12 protein-coding genes are annotated in these 17,248 nt (G+C 43.7%); 6 read left to right on the top strand and 6 right to left on the bottom strand.

Translation table 11 applies throughout. The annotated features are described in order from the left end of the window. Positions 1-50 precede the first annotated feature (50 nt). Positions 51-1,886, bottom strand: coding sequence for a translational GTPase TypA (typA, locus tag BLQ60_RS04275; protein WP_092616561.1), 1,836 nt, complete (start codon positions 1,884-1,886; stop codon positions 51-53). 403 nt (positions 1,887-2,289) lie between these two features. Between typA and BLQ60_RS04270 the strand changes: the two genes are divergently transcribed. Together BLQ60_RS04270 and BLQ60_RS04265 are read left to right on the top strand one after the other, a co-directional pair. Then, positions 2,290-3,306 (top strand): methyltransferase, encoded by a 1,017-nt coding sequence (locus BLQ60_RS04270; RefSeq protein ID WP_092616558.1) that lies wholly within the window; start codon positions 2,290-2,292, stop codon positions 3,304-3,306. Positions 3,307-3,350: 44 nt separating this feature from the next. Next, the gene (locus BLQ60_RS04265; RefSeq protein ID WP_092616556.1) at positions 3,351-4,841 is read left to right on the top strand and encodes an amino acid permease; all 1,491 of its coding nucleotides are present in this window, start codon (positions 3,351-3,353) and stop codon (positions 4,839-4,841) included. Between the two features lie 171 nt (positions 4,842-5,012). On the opposite strand, the gene BLQ60_RS04260 is transcribed toward BLQ60_RS04265, so the two are convergent. From BLQ60_RS04260 to BLQ60_RS04245, 4 genes are all read right to left on the bottom strand, one after another. Next, entirely contained in the window at positions 5,013-7,100 is a 2,088-nt protein-coding gene (locus BLQ60_RS04260; protein ID WP_092616553.1) for a bifunctional diguanylate cyclase/phosphodiesterase, read from the bottom strand. A 528-nt stretch (positions 7,101-7,628) separates the two neighbouring features. Beyond that, entirely contained in the window at positions 7,629-8,645 is a 1,017-nt protein-coding gene (gene ilvC, locus BLQ60_RS04255; protein WP_092616551.1) for a ketol-acid reductoisomerase, read from the bottom strand. 146 nt (positions 8,646-8,791) lie between these two features. Then, positions 8,792-9,283 (bottom strand): acetolactate synthase small subunit, encoded by a 492-nt coding sequence (gene ilvN / locus BLQ60_RS04250; protein ID WP_092616549.1) that lies wholly within the window; start codon positions 9,281-9,283, stop codon positions 8,792-8,794. Next, the gene (locus tag BLQ60_RS04245; protein WP_092617385.1) at positions 9,283-11,007 is read right to left on the bottom strand and encodes an acetolactate synthase 3 large subunit; all 1,725 of its coding nucleotides are present in this window, start codon (positions 11,005-11,007) and stop codon (positions 9,283-9,285) included. The genes ilvN and BLQ60_RS04245 overlap by 1 nt, the downstream gene beginning before the upstream one ends. A gap of 587 nt (positions 11,008-11,594) precedes the next feature. On the opposite strand from BLQ60_RS04245, the gene BLQ60_RS04240 reads away from it, so the two are divergent. Together BLQ60_RS04240 and leuS are read left to right on the top strand one after the other, a co-directional pair. Further along, positions 11,595-12,074: a DUF4124 domain-containing protein gene (locus tag BLQ60_RS04240; protein ID WP_092616546.1), complete on the top strand. Its 480-nt coding sequence runs from the start codon at positions 11,595-11,597 to the stop codon at positions 12,072-12,074. 172 nt (positions 12,075-12,246) lie between these two features. After that, entirely contained in the window at positions 12,247-14,886 is a 2,640-nt protein-coding gene (gene leuS, locus BLQ60_RS04235; RefSeq protein ID WP_092616543.1) for a leucine--tRNA ligase, read from the top strand. A gap of 118 nt (positions 14,887-15,004) precedes the next feature. Here the strand turns inward: leuS and BLQ60_RS04230 are convergent, their stop codons facing one another. Beyond that, entirely contained in the window at positions 15,005-15,508 is a 504-nt protein-coding gene (locus tag BLQ60_RS04230) for a hypothetical protein (RefSeq protein WP_092616540.1), read from the bottom strand. Positions 15,509-15,686: 178 nt separating this feature from the next. Between BLQ60_RS04230 and BLQ60_RS04225 the strand changes: the two genes are divergently transcribed. Next, complete coding sequence (locus BLQ60_RS04225) at positions 15,687-16,211, top strand: LPS-assembly lipoprotein LptE (RefSeq protein WP_092616537.1); 525 nt, start codon at positions 15,687-15,689, stop codon at positions 16,209-16,211. Positions 16,212-16,243: 32 nt separating this feature from the next. After that, complete coding sequence (gene holA / locus BLQ60_RS04220; protein WP_092616534.1) at positions 16,244-17,239, top strand: DNA polymerase III subunit delta; 996 nt, start codon at positions 16,244-16,246, stop codon at positions 17,237-17,239. Positions 17,240-17,248: the final 9 nt, after the last annotated feature.

The raw sequence follows: 17,248 nt of genomic DNA, 5'->3' as shown, positions 1-17,248 counted from the left end.
TATCGCTCCGCAGAGCAAAAGACTTAAAACATCATGACTTAAAACATCAATTATTTATCACGATTACGTTTACGTTCGTTTTCAGTCAAATAACGCTTACGGATACGGATTGATTTCGGTGTTACTTCAACCAATTCATCATCTTCAATGAATTCAAGTGCTTGTTCTAGCGTATATTCAATCGCAGGAACCAAAGTTAACGCATCATCGGTACCAGACGCACGCACGTTGGTGAGCTGTTTCGCTTTGGTTGGGTTGACCGTCATATCATCAGAACGAGAGTTAATCCCGATAATCATGCCTTCATACACTTCAAGCTGTGGTTTAGCAAACAAACGACCACGATCTTGCAAGCTGAACAATGCATAACCCAAGCAAGTGCCTTGAACCATAGAAATCAACACACCGTTTTGACGCTTCGCCACAGAACCTTGTTTCACAGGACCGTAATGCGAGAAGCTCGATGTCATGATCCCTGTCCCAGAAGTCATGGTCAAGAACTCTGAACGGAAACCGATCAAGCCACGTGAAGGGACTGTTGCTTCAATACGGATACGACCTTTGCCGTCAACTTCCATATTGGTCATCTCGCCTTTACGGTGACCCATTTGTTCCATCACTGCGCCTTGATGCTGTTCTTCCACATCAAAGGTCACGTTTTCATACGGCTCTTGTTTTTCACCATCGATTTCTTTGATGATTACTTGTGGACGAGATACGCCCATTTCAAAGCCTTCACGGCGCATGTTTTCAATCAATACAGACAGGTGAAGCTCACCACGACCAGATACTTTGAAACGGTCTGGACTGTCGGTATCTTCTACACGAAGTGCCACGTTGTGGATCAATTCACGGTCAAGACGCTCACGGATATTACGTGAAGTGACAAATTTCCCTTCTTTACCAGCAAACGGTGAATTGTTGACTTGGAAAGTCATCGATACGGTCGGCTCATCGACAGAAAGCGGTGGCAATGCTTCCACATTTTTTGGATCACAAATCGTATCGGAAATGTTCAGCGCATCAATACCTGTGATACACACGATGTCACCCGCAGAGGCAGATTCAACATCAACACGCTCAAGACCGTGATAACCCATGATCTTTAAGATACGACCGTTACGGGTTTTGCCTTCTTTATCGATCACTGTTACTGGCGTGTTTAACTTCACAGAACCACGTTGGATACGACCAACACCGATGACACCCACGAAGCTGTTATAGTCAAGTGATGAAATCTGCATTTGGAATGGACCATCCACGTCAACCGCAGGCGGTTCAACGATATCAACGATGGTTTGGAATAGCGGGGTCATGTCTTCTGCAAGCTCTTCAGGCGCAGGACCTGCCACACCACGAAGACCTGATGCATAGACGATTGGGAAGTCTAACTGCTCATCAGTTGCACCCAAGTTATCAAACAAATCAAATACTTGGTCAATGACCCAGTCTGGACGTGCACTTGGCTTATCGACTTTGTTGATGATCACGATAGGCTTCAAACCACGTGCAAAGGCTTTTTGCGTTACAAAACGAGTTTGTGGCATTGGACCTTCTTGTGAGTCAACAAGAAGAAGTACGCAGTCTACCATCGACATCACACGTTCCACTTCACCACCGAAATCGGCGTGTCCTGGGGTGTCGACGATGTTGATACGATAAGTGGTATCCGTACGTTGATCCAACCATGTGATCGCTGTATTTTTTGCAAGAATGGTAATCCCACGCTCGCTCTCTAGCGCATTGGAATCCATGACACGCTCAATCTCGCCTGCACGGTCACCGAGCGCACCTGATTGTTGAAGTAATTTATCAACCAATGTGGTTTTACCGTGGTCGACGTGCGCAATAATGGCAATATTGCGAAGATTTTTAATATCTGACATGAAAAAATGCTACTAGAAAATTTGAGGACAAATTATACAGTAAAAGGCTAACATTGAGTAGTGACAGTTTGACGACAACGATGAGATGATTTTTAAAAAATTTTTACTTATAAATCAAATGCTTTTTAGTTTACATGTCATATCAAAAATAAAATCAGCGGACTTTTGTCAAATTATTATTGCGCTTGGATGACAATTTTATCCGTCAATTTGCCTCGATTTTAGCGGTTTGTCGAGTATTTTTGCACTGGCGCATCGGGCTAAAATCAACGCACTTTATCATTTTTTATTTGCCTTATTGCAAAGGTTGATTAAAATAGTCGCCTTTTTAAATATTGCTTAACTTGCAATCAACTCTTTTTCACGATTAACCCCTGCCTACATCAGCACATGAGTACAGTCCATGGATGCAAAAAGTGAAGTGATTCTCCGCCATGAATATTGGCAAGGTCACGTATTATTGGTCAATCCACCACAAGACCAACTTTTTCAATCACTTGTACAGTCTGGCGTTGATCGAGTCTCGGTATGGACGTGGAATTTTGCAGACCGTCATTATTATAAAAGTCATCTCGACAGCACGTTTGGCATTCAACCAAAGACCGATGAATATGACCAAATCATCATTTTTGTGCCCAAAGCCAAGACCTTGCTCGACTATATTTTGGCGCAATGCATTCGCTTACTCGGCATAGGCAAATCCATTTATTTAGTCGGTGAAAAAAAAGCTGGCATCGAACGCAGTGCCAAACAACTGCAAGGCTTCGGCAAGACGATTAAGCTCGATAGTGCACGACATTGTCAGCTATGGCAACTGGTGATTGATAAATTACCAAGTGAAAAAGCAACTCATCTCGACACGTGGATTAAACACTATCCGATTGAAGTCAATGGAAAAACCTTGAAAATCTGCGCCCTACCTGGGGTATTTAGCCAAGATCATCTCGATGTCGGTACGGCACAGCTTTTGCCTTATCTGAGTGAAGTTAAATCGGGTACAACTTTGGATTTTGGTTGTGGCGCTGGGGTGATTTCTGCCGTTTTAGCAAAGCAAGATACAAATCGAAAAATCACTGCGGTCGATATTGATGCGTTTGCACTTCGCTCGACAGAACTTACATTTGCCGAAAATCAACTGAGCGAGCAACTGACCACACTGGCAATTACCGACATTCAAGACATTTCAGATCAATTTGACATCGTGGTGAGCAATCCACCTTTTCATCAAGGCATCAAGACCCATTACCAAGCCAGTGAAAATCTCTGTCAATTTGCCAAGCAACGCCTCTATCCTCAAGGGGAATTGTGGATCGTTGCCAATCGTTTTTTAAATTATCCTGCCTTAATTGAGACTGAATTTGGACACTGTGTGCTAAAAGATGACTCGAAAGGATTTAAGATTTTATATGCCAACCGCTAAACTTTGCATGGCTGATCAACACCTGCATGCAACATGGATAACCTATGCAAAATAACTCTGCCATAGACAATGCCCCACAAGGCGAGCCACACTTAAAGCGTAAGCTCAGTGCTCGCCACCTGAATATGATCGCCATCGGTGGTTCGATCGGTACAGGGCTATTTCTCGCTTCTGGTGCAACCATCGCTACCGCAGGTCCAGGGGGCGCATTGCTCGCCTATGCGCTCATTGGCGTGATGATCTACTTCTTGATGACCAGTCTGGGAGAGCTTGCAACACATTATCCAAGCTCAGGGGCGTTCTTCACCTATGGCAGTCGCTATGTCGATGAAGGCTTCGGCTTTGCCCTCGGTTGGAACTATTGGTACAACTGGGCAATCACCGTGGCTTTTGAATTGGTCGCCGTACAATTCATCATGAAGTTTTGGTTTCCCGAGATCGAAGGTTTTTACTGGAGTGCGCTATTTTTAGCGGTGATTTTTGGCATCAATGCGCTCACGGTCAAGGGCTTTGGTGAAAGTGAATTTTGGTTTTCCATGATCAAAGTGGTCGCCATCGTGGTCTTTATTGCGATCGGTTTATTTACCATTGGCAAAATCATGCTCGATCCGACCCAAAGTATCACGCAGAATTGGGTCACTGGTGATGCACCTTTTGTCGGCGGGCTACAAGCCATGATCGGGATTGCCATGATTGCTGGATTCTCTTTCCAAGGTACAGAAATGGTCGGTGTAGCAGCAGGCGAATCCAAAGAACCGCATAAAACCATTCCATTAGCAATTAAACAGATTTTCTGGCGGATTTTGTTGTTCTATATCTTGTGTATTTTCATCATTGGCACATTGGTAGCGTATAACGATCCAATGCTACTGCACGCCGCAAAGACTGAAAATGTCGCGCTATCGCCGTTCACCTTACTTTATGAAAAAGCAGGTTTTGCCTTTGCAGCCAGTGTCATGAATGCGGTCATTTTATCTGCGATTCTCTCAGCGGGTAACTCAGGCATGTATTCTTCAACACGTATGCTCTATGACATGGCAAGACAAGGTCGTGCGCCGAAAGTCTTTGCCAAACTTGATCGCCGTGGCGTACCGATGAAAGCACTCTATGCGACCACTGCTGTGGCTGCGCTGTGCTTTCTCACCACATTTATTGGCGAAGAAGCGGTATTTAACTGGCTACTGAATACTTCAGGCATGTGCGGATTTATCGTCTGGCTCGGCATTGCGATTTCACATTATCGCTTTCGTAAAGGCTATCTCAAGCAAGGTCATCAACTCAATGATCTGGCATATCGTGCCAAATTCTTCCCTTTTGCACCGTGGTTTGCGTTCATTCTGTGTAGCTTGATTATTCTCGGTCAGAACTATCAAGCGCTCCTCGGCGGTCAAATCGATTGGCTCGGTCTACTCTCAACCTATATCAGTATTCCGTTATTCTTGGCGATTTGGCTGGGTTATAAATGGAAATATAAAACCAAACTGATTCCATATCACAGCATGGATGTCCGTCCTTTAAACGTGGATAATGACTAGTCTGTCGACATTTTAGCCATGATTCAGACACTGCCCTACATTGTTGGGGCTTTGTTGCTCTAATCTGAATTGTTAGTCTAAAAAATTTCATCTAAGTGATGTCACTTTTCAAAAATAACCACATTAAAATGATTAAACGATCTACTAAATCATGCGATGGCTTAAATGCGATTAGATCGCTTGTTGTTGAAACTGTGTTTGTTCTAATTCAAAAATGCTCATCGGCTTGGCAAAATAAAAACCCTGTAACTGATGACAGCCCAGTCGAGCCAAGACTTGTGCCTGTTCTCTGGTTTCCACACCTTCAGCTGTCACAGATAAGCCTAGATTGCGCGCCAAATCAATAATACTGGATAAAATGGTTTCTTCTTTGCTATGCGCATGCAGATTTTGAATAAACACTTTGTCGATTTTCAGCTCATCGATCGGCAAATCCTTGAGATGCGCAAAACTCGAATAACCTGTACCAAAATCGTCAATCGCCACCTGTATGCCCAGTTCACGCAAGCGCTCAAAGCATTGAATGCACAGCTCAAGATTATGCATCGTGGTGGATTCTGTTGCTTCGATAATCAAATCCGCCGCTTGAATCTGATAGTTATCAATTAAACCTTGTAATACATCAAACAAATCTGCTTGCTCAAATTGCGTCGCCGAAAAATTCACTGCAATCGGATATACAGGGCGTCCTTCTTCACGCCACTGCTTGAGTTGACGGCAAACTTGTTTTAACACCCAGTAGCCCAAGCCCACGATCAAGCCACTTTTTTCCGCCAGTGGGATAAAGGTCATCGGTTCAACCAAGCCCAGCTGTGGATGGCGCCAGCGTAGTAAAGCCTCAAGGCTGTGAATCTGACCATTCGGTAAAAATTTCGGCTGATATTGCAAGTACAACTCATTATATGCAATCGCCGTTGATAGATCGTTAAGGAGCTTATATTCATCACGAATCAGATTGGCTTGCATACTTCGATCAAAGACACAGTAGGTATTTCGACCTTGCGCCTTGGCTTGCAGCATTGCCAAATTGGCATGCAAAATCAAATCTTTATTGTTTTGCGCATGCTCAGGAAACAGTGCCACACCAATACTGGTTGAGACATTCACCAATTGCTCATCAATTTGTAAAGGTTGCTTCATTCTGGAGTTGATCTGCCGTGCCAACAAACCCGCCTCATCGGCATCGACATTTGGAACAATCATCACCAATTCATCACTTTCAAAGCGAATCAAACTGGCATTTTGACGCATGGTTTGTTGAATCCGCTCCGCCACCCTTTTCAGTAACTCATCACCAAAAGCATAACCATAAAAATCATTGATTAAGCGAAAACGATCCAAATCAATATAAAACAAAGCAAAGGCATGCTCGTATTCAGATAATTCCACATGCTGACTTGAAGACATGGGCAAAACATGGTGCATATATTCTTCTAAATAAGAGCGATTAGGCAATTTGGTCAGCTGATCGACACGATTCACACTCGACAATTCAAAGTTTAAGCGTGCAATATCTGCACCCTTGGCTTTGATCTGCTGTTCAAATATCGCAAAACCAATCCCCACAATCGTGATCAAAATAAATAGTAGCAACATCGCCACCAAAAAATACGGGTGGTTGGATTGATGTATCGCAAAAGCGGACATTTGTTCCGCTGGTACAAAATAGACACTTGCCATGCCCGTATAATGCATGGCAGCGATTGCACAGCCCATCACTGTTGCCACACACAGCCGTGGCGAAATCCGATCATCTTGAAGTTTTTTAAAATTACAACTCAGATAATACGCCAGCCCTGTACCACAGATCGCCACAAATACCGAAAGGAAGACCATCATTGGATCATAAAGTAGCTCATAATCCGCAAAAATCAGCCCCTCCATACCCGTATAATGCATGGCACTGATCCCAAGCCCCATAAATACCGAGCCCAACAACAGCCGAGACGCTGGCAAAGTTGACCGTGTTTTCAGCCATACGGCAAAGATAGAAATGACCGCAGCAATGACATAGGAAATCATCGTAAATAAAGGATCAATCTGGTAACCATGTGGCAAATGACAGGCTAACATCCCAACGAAATGCATCACCCAAATCGCCAAACCAAAAAGCAGACCACTGATAAAGATAATCGGCAGGGCATACTGCTTATTTTTTTTATAATAAGACAGATTTTCCACACTAAAGGCAAAGAAACTTACTGCGATGGCAACGATAATCGATAGCATTACAAAGAACGCATCATACTCAATATGCATGTAATCCCTACAATTCTGTATAAAACCATCACCGAGTTAAAATCAACCTGAGTGATTTACCTTTTGCCAAGCACTTTAAATTAAAACCATGTTAAAGTTTACAAAAAATTTACATAACGTTAACAAATATTAATATAGCAAATTTATTGAGATAATAAACACTTTTTAAGCAGTTGTTGTCTATTATTTCAGCAAATAAAACTCCCCTCCACTCGTTCATAGTAATCTAACGAGACCCTATCAATTGCTTTATAAAAATTATTCCCTCTCTCTCCGTTCAGTCATATGAAAAACTAGATCTTAACCGATGCGCAAAACACACAACCTCAAACATAAAACACCCACTCGAATCGAGTGGGTGTTCGTATACAAATCAGTTGATTCGAGAATTTAATTCTTCTCCTTATCAACGATCTTGTTCGCTTGAATCCTGAGCAGGGAAATGGAAAGACACTGCTTTTCCCCCTGCGCAAGAAAAAAAAATGGGAAAGCACTGCTTTCCCATTTTTTAAGGCACGTAACGCACCCTTAGTTCTTTTCTTTGTCTACGATTTTGTTCGCTTGGATCCAAGGCATCATTGCACGCAACTTACCACCAGTCACTTCAATACCGTGTGCCGCATTTTGACGACGACGAGCAGTCATCGATGGGTAGTTCAATGCGCCTTCTTGGATGAACATCTTCGCATATTCACCAGATTGGATACGTTTAAGCGCATTACGCATTGCTTCACGTGATTGCTCGTTGATCACTTCAACACCTGTCACGTATTCGCCGTATTCAGCGTTGTTTGATACTGAATAGTTCATGTCTGCGATACCGCCTTCGAACATCAAGTCAACGATCAATTTCAACTCGTGCAAGCATTCGAAATAAGCCATTTCAGGTGCATAACCCGCTTCAACCAAAGTTTCAAAGCCCATTTTCACAAGCTCTACAGCACCACCACAAAGCACCGCTTGCTCACCGAATAGGTCAGTTTCAGTTTCTTCACGGAAAGACGTTTCGATGATACCAGTACGACCACCGCCAACACCTGAAGCATAAGACAATGCCACATTACGTGCATTACCAGACGCATCTTGGTGAATCGCAATCAAATCAGGTACACCTGAACCACGTTGGTATTCAGAACGCACGGTATGACCTGGTGCTTTTGGTGCAACCATGATTACGTCAAGGTCAGCACGTGGTACAACTTGGTTATAAAGGACAGAAAAACCATGCGCAAATGCTAAAGTTGCGCCTTCTTTGATGTTTGGCTCGATCACATCACGATACAGTTGAGATTGGAACTCATCTGGCGTCAAAATCATGACCAAGTCAGCTTGTGCAACAGCTTCAGGCACTTCAGCAACTTTTAGACCTGAATTTTCAGCTTTTTTCCACGATGCAGAACCTGCACGTAGACCAACAGTGACGTCAACACCTGAGTCTTTCAAGTTCAATGCGTGTGCATGACCTTGTGAACCATAACCAACGATAGCAACTTTCTTCGATTGGATAATTGATAAATCACAGTCTTTATCATAAAAAATTTGCATTTGTGTTCTCCGCTAAAATGCTTTTTAAATCTCCCCTAACCCCTCTTTTTCAAAGAGGGGGACTTCTTCCAAATTCTCTCACCTTGCTAGAATTCTAGGGAAGTCCCCCCCTTCACAAAGGGGGATTTAGGGGGATTTTAGATTCGTTAAATACTTAAAACTTTTTCACCACGGGCAATACCAGAAACGCCTGAACGCACCACTTCTAAAATCGTGTTTTCAGACAATGCGTCGATAAAGCCATCGAGCTTATCGGTCGCACCTGCGATTTGAATGACATAGGTATTCGGTGTCACATCAACGATTTGCGCACGGAAGATATCCGCTGTGCGTTTGATCTCGGCACGAGATGCACCAAGCGCACGCACTTTGATCAACATCAATTCACGTTCGATATGTGCACCATCAGAGAGATCGACCACTTTCACCACTTCAACCAATTTATTCAATTGCTTGGTGATTTGCTCAATCTTGTGCTCATCACCATACGTCGTCAAAGTCAGACGAGACATGGTCTCATCATCAGTCGGTGCAACATTCAAGGTTTCGATGTTATAACCACGTTGGCTGAACAACCCGACTAGACGTGATAGCGCACCTGCTTCATTTTCAATGAGTACAGAAATAATATGTCGCATTAGGTACGCTCCCCTTTTGACAACCACATATCACGCATCGACTGACCCGCAACCAACATTGGATAAACGTGTTCTGAACGATCAACCATGACATTGATAAATACGCATCGATCATTGATCGCCATCGCTTCTTCGAGCTTCGCTTCAAGCTCATCCGCATGGTCGATTTGAATACCAACATGACCGTAGGCTTCCATCAACTTTGGAAAATCTGGTAATGAATCGACATAAGAGCTTGAATGACGACCTTCATAGTTCATGTCTTGCCATTGTTTCACCATACCTAGCGCACGGTTATTCAAGCATAAAATTTTGACATTCAAACCATATTGCTTACAGGTCGACAGCTCTTGGATACACATCTGAATCGATGCTTCACCTGTCACGCAAACCACTTGCTTCTCTGGGAAGGCGAGCTTTGCAGCCATCGCATACGGCAGACCGACGCCCATCGTACCTAGACCACCTGAGTTGATCCATTGACGTGGATGCTTGTATTTGTAATACAAGGCAGCAAACATTTGGTGCTGACCGACATCCGAGGTAATGATCGCATCACCATGAGTCACTTTGTACATCGCTTCAACCACTTGTTGTGGTTTCATGCCATTGTCAGTCGCTGCTTGATAACGCAAGCCGTGTACGCCACGCCAGCCATCAATCTGCTTCCACCATTCTGCAAGCGCGTCAGGATTGGGCTTGGACACATTGAGCTGTTTCATTTGTGCCAACATTTCTTGAAGGACTGGCTCAACTGCACCAACGATTGGAATCTGCGCAGTAATGGTTTTTGAAATCGTTGCAGGGTCAACATCAATATGAATGACACGTGCATTCGGACAGAATTTTGCAGGATTATTGGTGACACGGTCATCGAAACGCGCGCCAATGGCAAAAATCACATCGGCATTGTGCATCGCCATGTTTGCTTCGTAGCAACCATGCATACCCAGCATCCCAACAAATTGCGGATCGTCACCAGGAAAACCACCCAGACCCATCAAGGTATTGGTCACTGGGAAATTTAAAATGTGTGCAATTTCGGTGAGCAGTTCTGATGCATTACCTTGTACCACACCACCACCTGTATAAATTACAGGACGTTTTGCAGTGAGTAATTCATCAATCGCCTTACGAATCTGACCTGAGTGACCACGTGTTGGTGGTTGATACGAACGCATCTTCACTTTTTCAGGATATTCGTATGCGAATTTCTCAGCAGGATTGGTCGCATCTTTTGGAATATCAACTACGACTGGACCTGGACGACCAGAAGCAGCGATATAAAATGCTTTTTTAATAATGGCAGGAATTTCACTGGCATGACGCACTTGGAAACTGTGCTTGACGATCGGACGAGAGATACCGACCATATCTGTTTCTTGGAATGCGTCTTCACCGATCAAGTGGCTTGCCACCTGACCAGATAAAATCACCATTGGAATCGAATCCATATAGGCAGTCGCAATCGGTGTGACCGTATTTGTTGCACCAGGACCACTTGTAACGAGGACGACGCCTGTTTTCCCTGTGACACGAGAATATGCATCGGCCATATGCCCTGCTGCTTGCTCATGACGCACGAGATAGTGCTCAATCTTGTCCTGCTGAAAAAGCGCATCGTAAATATGCAGTACTGCGCCGCCCGGATAACCAAAAACGTGTTCAACACCTTCGTCCGCCAAAGCGCGAACGAGCATCTCACCACCTGATAAAAGTTCCAACGTATTCACCCTAGACTTTCTGGAGGCAGTCGCCAACATTGATTTACTTTGGATCTGATCCAAGTTTTCAATGGACTGGCTCACTGCATCAAATTGATAAAACAATCATTCATAAAATAATTCGGGCGACAAAATCTTGTCGCCAGAAGCGGTTTAGCTTCACCGTGATGTAAAAATACACATTGCGTGGACTACTTTTCCAACAATGACAGGATCGCTTCGGGTGGAAGAAGATCAAGTTAAATGCCCTGCTCGTCTAGAGTTTCAAGGCTTATCACGGCTATGATATGGACTCGAAGGGTGATCGAATCGATATACATAAACTAAAGCGAGCATTTTTGATGCTATTGCCTTGAAAGTCAAGTTTTCTGTACATTTTATTCACGCTTTTTCACATCTATTGTGCGGTTTTACGCTGATGATTTTTTAAAGGCACAATTGTGCGACATTTCACATTCTTGGTTTTCATGATATTTCTTCATCTATAGCGTGATTTGGTAAAATTTGTGCACATCCCAGCATAAAATGTTTAAAATAGCACCACCAATCGAATGCATATCAAAAGTAATGCTCGGAGCCAAAAAATAATGTCAATATTGCCTAATCGTGTTACCTCTTCTCGCACCGCCAACGCTCGCACTGTCAAATGGCAGTTTGCCAGTAGTGTGCTCTCCGTGTTGTTTGTTTTAGGCGCTACGCAGTTCAGCCATGCAGAAAAATTCTATAAATGGGTCGATGCCAAAGGCTCAACACATTACACCACCACACCACCGCCGAAAAATGCCAAAAAACTCGGTAAAATCAGCACCTACAATGATCTTTCCAGCTCTGCTGTTGCCAATAATAATGCCAATCGTGAAACACAAAACACAGCGACAGACAGTAACAACGCCACGAGTGCCACACCTGCAAATAATGCAACACCAAACAATAGCGCACCAACAAACACCGCACCAACCAGCAATACCTCGAACAACAACAATCTTGAGCGTATTCCACTACCCAAAGTCACTAGCGACCCAACCGATGACGTCATCCCTCTAGGCTCAGGCACCAGTCGACTTTAAACCGAATCTCTAAAATTCCAGTCACAATCTACATCAGCCGAGTGGATTGATGCGCATATCTTCTACACGAAATATGCGCTTTTTTTTTCAATTTGCGCTATGCTGTGCCACATTATTTCCCTTACTTTTTTGTAGCTAAGCTAGCTTACCGTTTTTGAGTTTATTTAGAGCTATGACCACGACGCATTCATCTGCAACGACGATTCCCGCTGAATACCAAGCCAGTGCCATTGAACCACAGATCCAAAATGACTGGGCAACACGCCAAGTGTTTAAGGTTGCCGACCAAGTTGAGGGCAAGCATCGCTATATTCTGTCGATGTTCCCTTATCCAAGTGGCAAACTGCATATGGGTCATGTGCGCAATTACACCATTGGCGATGTGATCAGCCGTTTTTATCGTTTAAAAGGTGAAACCGTGCTACAACCAATGGGTTGGGATGCGTTTGGTTTACCTGCGGAAAATGCAGCGATCGCCCATCAAGTTGCGCCAGCGAAATGGACTTTTGAAAACATTGATTACATGCGCAATCAGCTCAAAAGTCTTGGCTTATCGGTGGATTGGGATCGTGAGATTGCCACCTGTACGCCGGAATATTATCGCTGGGAACAATGGCTCTTTGTTCAACTCTATAAAAAAGGCGTGATTTACCGCAAGCTCTCTACCGTGAACTGGGATCCTGTCGATCAAACGGTATTGGCGAACGAACAGGTGATTGATGGTCGTGGTTGGCGTTCGGGTGCATTGGTCGAAAAGCGTGATATTCCAATGTATTACTTCCGCATCACTGACTATGCGCAAGAGCTTTTGGACGATTTAGACCAATTACAAGACGGTTGGCCTCAACAAGTCTTGACCATGCAGCGCAACTGGATTGGTCGCTCAGAAGGGATGGAGATCACTTTCCCATCTGCCGATCCGTCGATTTATGCCGATGGCTTGTCGGTGTATACCACTCGCCCTGACACCTTAATGGGTGTGACCTATGTTGCGGTTGCTGCCGATCATCCTTTGGCGAAAAAAGCCTCAGAATTAAAACCTGAATTGGTGGCATTTATTGAAGAATGTCGCCATGGTTCGGTTGCCGAAGCCGATCTTGCCACCGTCGAGAAAAAAGGCATGGCAACAGGCTTGTTTGTGACGCATCCTGTGACTGGTGAGCACGTCGAAGTCTGGATTGCCAACTATGTATTAATGAGTTATGGCTCAGGTGCAGTGATGGCTGTGCCTGCACACGATGAACGTGATTTTGAATTTGCCAATAAATTTGGCTTACCAATTAAACAAGTGATTGATGCTAAAGGCGCAGATGATGCAGACTTTGATGCAACACAATGGCAAGAATGGTACGGCTCAAAAAATGGCACATTGATTAATTCAGGTGAATTTGATGGCTTCACTTTCCAAGCAGCCTTTGATGCCTTGATTGCTAAGCTCGAACCACAAGGTCAAGCCTTGAAAAAAGTGCAATTCCGTCTACGAGATTGGGGCGTGTCACGTCAACGTTATTGGGGTTGTCCAATTCCAATGATCAACTGTGCGTCGTGCGGTCAAGTGCCTGTACCTGAGGATCAACTGCCAGTGGTCTTACCAACTGATGTCGTGCCTGACGGCTCGGGTAATCCATTGGCGAAAATGCCTGAGTTTTATCAAACCACTTGCCCAAGCTGTGGCGCAGATGCCAAACGTGAAACTGACACCTTAGATACTTTTGTCGAGTCTTCGTGGTATTACGCACGTTACGCTTCACCTGACTATACCGATGGCATGATTAAGCCTGAAGCAGCTGCATCGTGGTTGCCAGTCAATCAATATATCGGTGGTGTGGAACATGCGATTTTGCATCTTTTATATGCACGTTTCTTCCACAAACTGATGCGCGACGAAGGCGTAGTACAAGGCAACGAACCATTTAGCAACCTATTAACACAAGGTATGGTCTTGGCGGACACCTTTTACCGTGAAGATGCCAGTGGCAAGAAAACATGGTTTAACCCTGCCGATGTCGAGCTTGAACGTGATGAGAAAAGTCGCATCACCGCTGCAACATATAAAGGCGACGGTCAAGCTGTAGTGATCGGTGGACAAGAAAAAATGTCCAAATCTAAGAACAATGGTGTCGATCCACAGTCGATTATTGATCAATATGGCGCCGACACTGCACGTGTGTTTATGATGTTTGCTGCACCGCCTGATCAATCTTTAGAATGGTCAGATGCGGGGGTTGAAGGCGCAAACCGTTTCTTAAAACGTGTGTGGCGTTTGACCACAACATTCTTGGAAAAAGGTAATACATCTCAAGACATTGATGGTGCAAATCTATCCAAAGAGGCGCAAGACCTACGCCGTAAAGTGCATGAAACCATTGCCAAAGTCGGTGATGATATTGAACGCCGCCATGCCTTTAATACTGCCATTGCCGCACAGATGGAATTGCTCAATAGCATCACCAAGTTTGAAGCCAAAGATGACAACGATGTCGCTATAGCACGTGAAGCGATCGTCAGCTTACTCACCATGCTTGCACCTTTCGCACCGCATTTGAGTCAAACATTATTGGCGCAGTTTGGAATTGATTTAACAGCGACTTTGTTTCCTGAGGTTGACGCATCAGCACTGACTCGTAATACGCAAACCATTGTGGTACAAGTCAATGGTAAACTACGTGGTAAGTTAGAAGTGGCTGTGGACATTGCCAAAGATGATCTACTTGCGCAAGCTAAGGCATTGCCTGAGGTGCAACAATTCTTGACAGGTCCAACCAAGAAAGAAATTGTGGTGCCAAATAAATTGGTCAACCTTGTGGTTTAGAGTTTATTGATATACCAAAGAGTATTGGTTATTTATCTCGTTTTATAAGGGATTGAGCCAATATTTTTTGGTTAAAGTTAAAGCTAGAACTTAATCAAAAAACATAATACCTAAAAAATTAATGGTGAACCTCTTTTGATACAATAATCGGATAAGTACTCCACTTGTAATCTTCAGTATAAACGATACATATTTTAGATTTTTCGATAATTTCTTTATCTTTTTCTGGAACTCGAAAAGTCTTTTGTTGCTCATTGTCTTTTAACACAAAAGTTGTGGTGTATGTACTCAACCCTCTTTTACTATGATGATAATCATGTTGATATGACACAACCTCACCACAAAACTTCTGTTTTATACGACTGATCTTGAGCAACTCTACTGGCAAAGATAGTAACGCACCAAAACCACCAGCAATTACAAGAAAAGCCATTCCAAAATATGTAACATGTTCTTTTTTAACTCTAAACATTTTTGTAATAATCACTGGCAAGACGAGTGCAGTTACAATAAGCATTAAAAAAACAAAACTAGCCCAAGCAGCCCAATAAGCGTCAATTAAAATCAAAAGAAAAGGTAAAATAACTAATATACTAAAACCTATTTTCACTGTTTTAGACATATTTCTAACAATCTCTATTTTTATAAAAAAGTTAATATTATGAGCTTAATGGGTGGAATGATCATTTACATTATACCTAGATAGAGTAAACTTCAATGCTAGGTAAGTCACTACTCAGTAGACCAAACAAGTTAGACTATAATATCGAAATTTGTTTACGTTTTTATAAGGAACACTCATGCGTTTCCCCCATCGTTTTGCAACCATTGTACTGACTTTAGGATTAAGTGCGGGTTTTGTCGGCTGTGGCTTTCATATGCGTGGTACTGAGTTAAAAGCGCTACCTGAGCAATATCAGTCGATCGCACTGGATCTACCAGAAGATGCGCAGGATTTGAAAAAACCATTACAATCTTATCTCAGTACACTTGGCGCACAGATTGATCAGCCACAAGCCAAAACCAAGCTACATATTACCGAATACGATCTACGTCGTCGCCAGCTTCGGGGCAAACTGACCGAAGTCCAAGTCTATATGACTGCAACATTCCAAGTCGAGAATATGCAAGGCGATCCACTCACCGCACCACGTGCCGTGATGACTCAGCGCAACTATCAATATGATACAGCGACCGTCAACACCGATCGCCAAGAAGAACAATTCTTTATCAAAGTCATGCAACAAGATATTGCCCAGCAGATCATTCGTCAGCTCCACACCAATCGCTTGCCTGCGCCAAATCTTGATCAAGCGCCTGAATAAAACGCTACGATTTTTATAACGCTACGATATTTATGAAGCTCGACTACCAACAAGCCTTAAACCGTGTTGCAGATGCAAAAGGTGCATGGCTTGTGCATGGCGGCGAACCTCTGCTTGAGCAAAATCTGTTGTCAGCATTTCGAGCGCATTGGCAATCGCAAGGCATTGAACGGCAACGCTTTGAACTACAATCCGTACAAGATTGGAAGCAAATCTTTAGCGCACTCAACAGCCTATCCTTATTTTCCACCCAGCTCGCCATCGAAGTGCATGGCAACATCAAGCCTGATGCACCAAGTCTAAAATTACTGAAAAGTTATCTGCAAAATCCGCAAGATAATTTTTTGTTGATGGTTTTCCCCAAACAAGAAAGTCAAAGTTTAAAATCGGCATTTTTCCAAGCGGTTGAAGCCAATGCGGCTGTGGTTGCACTGAGTGCTTATGGCGCACAGCAACAACAACGCATCTTACAGATTGAAGCCGAAAAGATCGGTCTTCAACTCACTGCGCAGGCATGGCAATGGCTAATTTTCCACCATGAAAATAATTTACTGTCCGCACGCAACACCTTGCTTGGACTGGCGGATAGCTTCCCCGAAGTTGCACAAATCGACATTGCCGAGCTTGAGCAAAGCGTACAAGATCAATCTCGCTTTAGCACCTTTGATCTGGGTGATGCGTGTTTAAAAGGTGACTTGGCGCAAGCGGTGAAGATTCTGAATTTTCTGATTGAATCAGGCGAAGCACTGCCCTTGATCTTTTGGGTATTACAAAAAGAAATGCGCTTGATCCTGCAACTGTTTGAACAACCGCAAAATGCACTGCAACTCGGCATTTGGAAAAATAAACTGTCACTGTATCAAAGTGCGCTACGACGCTTTAGCCCACAGCAACTGTTATCATGGTCAAATCTACTGCTTCGTACCGATCAAGCCATCAAAGGCTTAGGCGATGAACATCCGCATGATTTATTATTACAACTGGTCTGTGCGCTCAGTGGACAGGCGATATTCACCCCATCATCATGATCGTGACTC

The organism is Acinetobacter marinus (assembly GCF_900096915.1).
GTDB classification, from domain to species: domain Bacteria; phylum Pseudomonadota; class Gammaproteobacteria; order Pseudomonadales; family Moraxellaceae; genus Acinetobacter; species Acinetobacter marinus.
Note: the sequence above shows the minus strand (reverse complement) of the source record. Positions and strands in the feature narration are given on the sequence as shown.

Coding starts and splice junctions, on each gene's coding strand:
- typA (WP_092616561.1), bottom strand. CDS start 1,886: ATGTCAGATATTAAAAATCTTCGCAATATTGCCATTATTGCGCACGTC.
- BLQ60_RS04270 (WP_092616558.1), top strand. CDS start 2,290: ATGGATGCAAAAAGTGAAGTGATTCTCCGCCATGAATATTGGCAAGGT.
- BLQ60_RS04265 (WP_092616556.1), top strand. CDS start 3,351: ATGCAAAATAACTCTGCCATAGACAATGCCCCACAAGGCGAGCCACAC.
- BLQ60_RS04260 (WP_092616553.1), bottom strand. CDS start 7,100: ATGCATATTGAGTATGATGCGTTCTTTGTAATGCTATCGATTATCGTT.
- ilvC (WP_092616551.1), bottom strand. CDS start 8,645: ATGCAAATTTTTTATGATAAAGACTGTGATTTATCAATTATCCAATCG.
- ilvN (WP_092616549.1), bottom strand. CDS start 9,283: ATGCGACATATTATTTCTGTACTCATTGAAAATGAAGCAGGTGCGCTA.
- BLQ60_RS04240 (WP_092616546.1), top strand. CDS start 11,595: ATGTCAATATTGCCTAATCGTGTTACCTCTTCTCGCACCGCCAACGCT.
- leuS (WP_092616543.1), top strand. CDS start 12,247: ATGACCACGACGCATTCATCTGCAACGACGATTCCCGCTGAATACCAA.
- BLQ60_RS04230 (WP_092616540.1), bottom strand. CDS start 15,508: ATGTCTAAAACAGTGAAAATAGGTTTTAGTATATTAGTTATTTTACCT.
- BLQ60_RS04225 (WP_092616537.1), top strand. CDS start 15,687: ATGCGTTTCCCCCATCGTTTTGCAACCATTGTACTGACTTTAGGATTA.
- holA (WP_092616534.1), top strand. CDS start 16,244: ATGAAGCTCGACTACCAACAAGCCTTAAACCGTGTTGCAGATGCAAAA.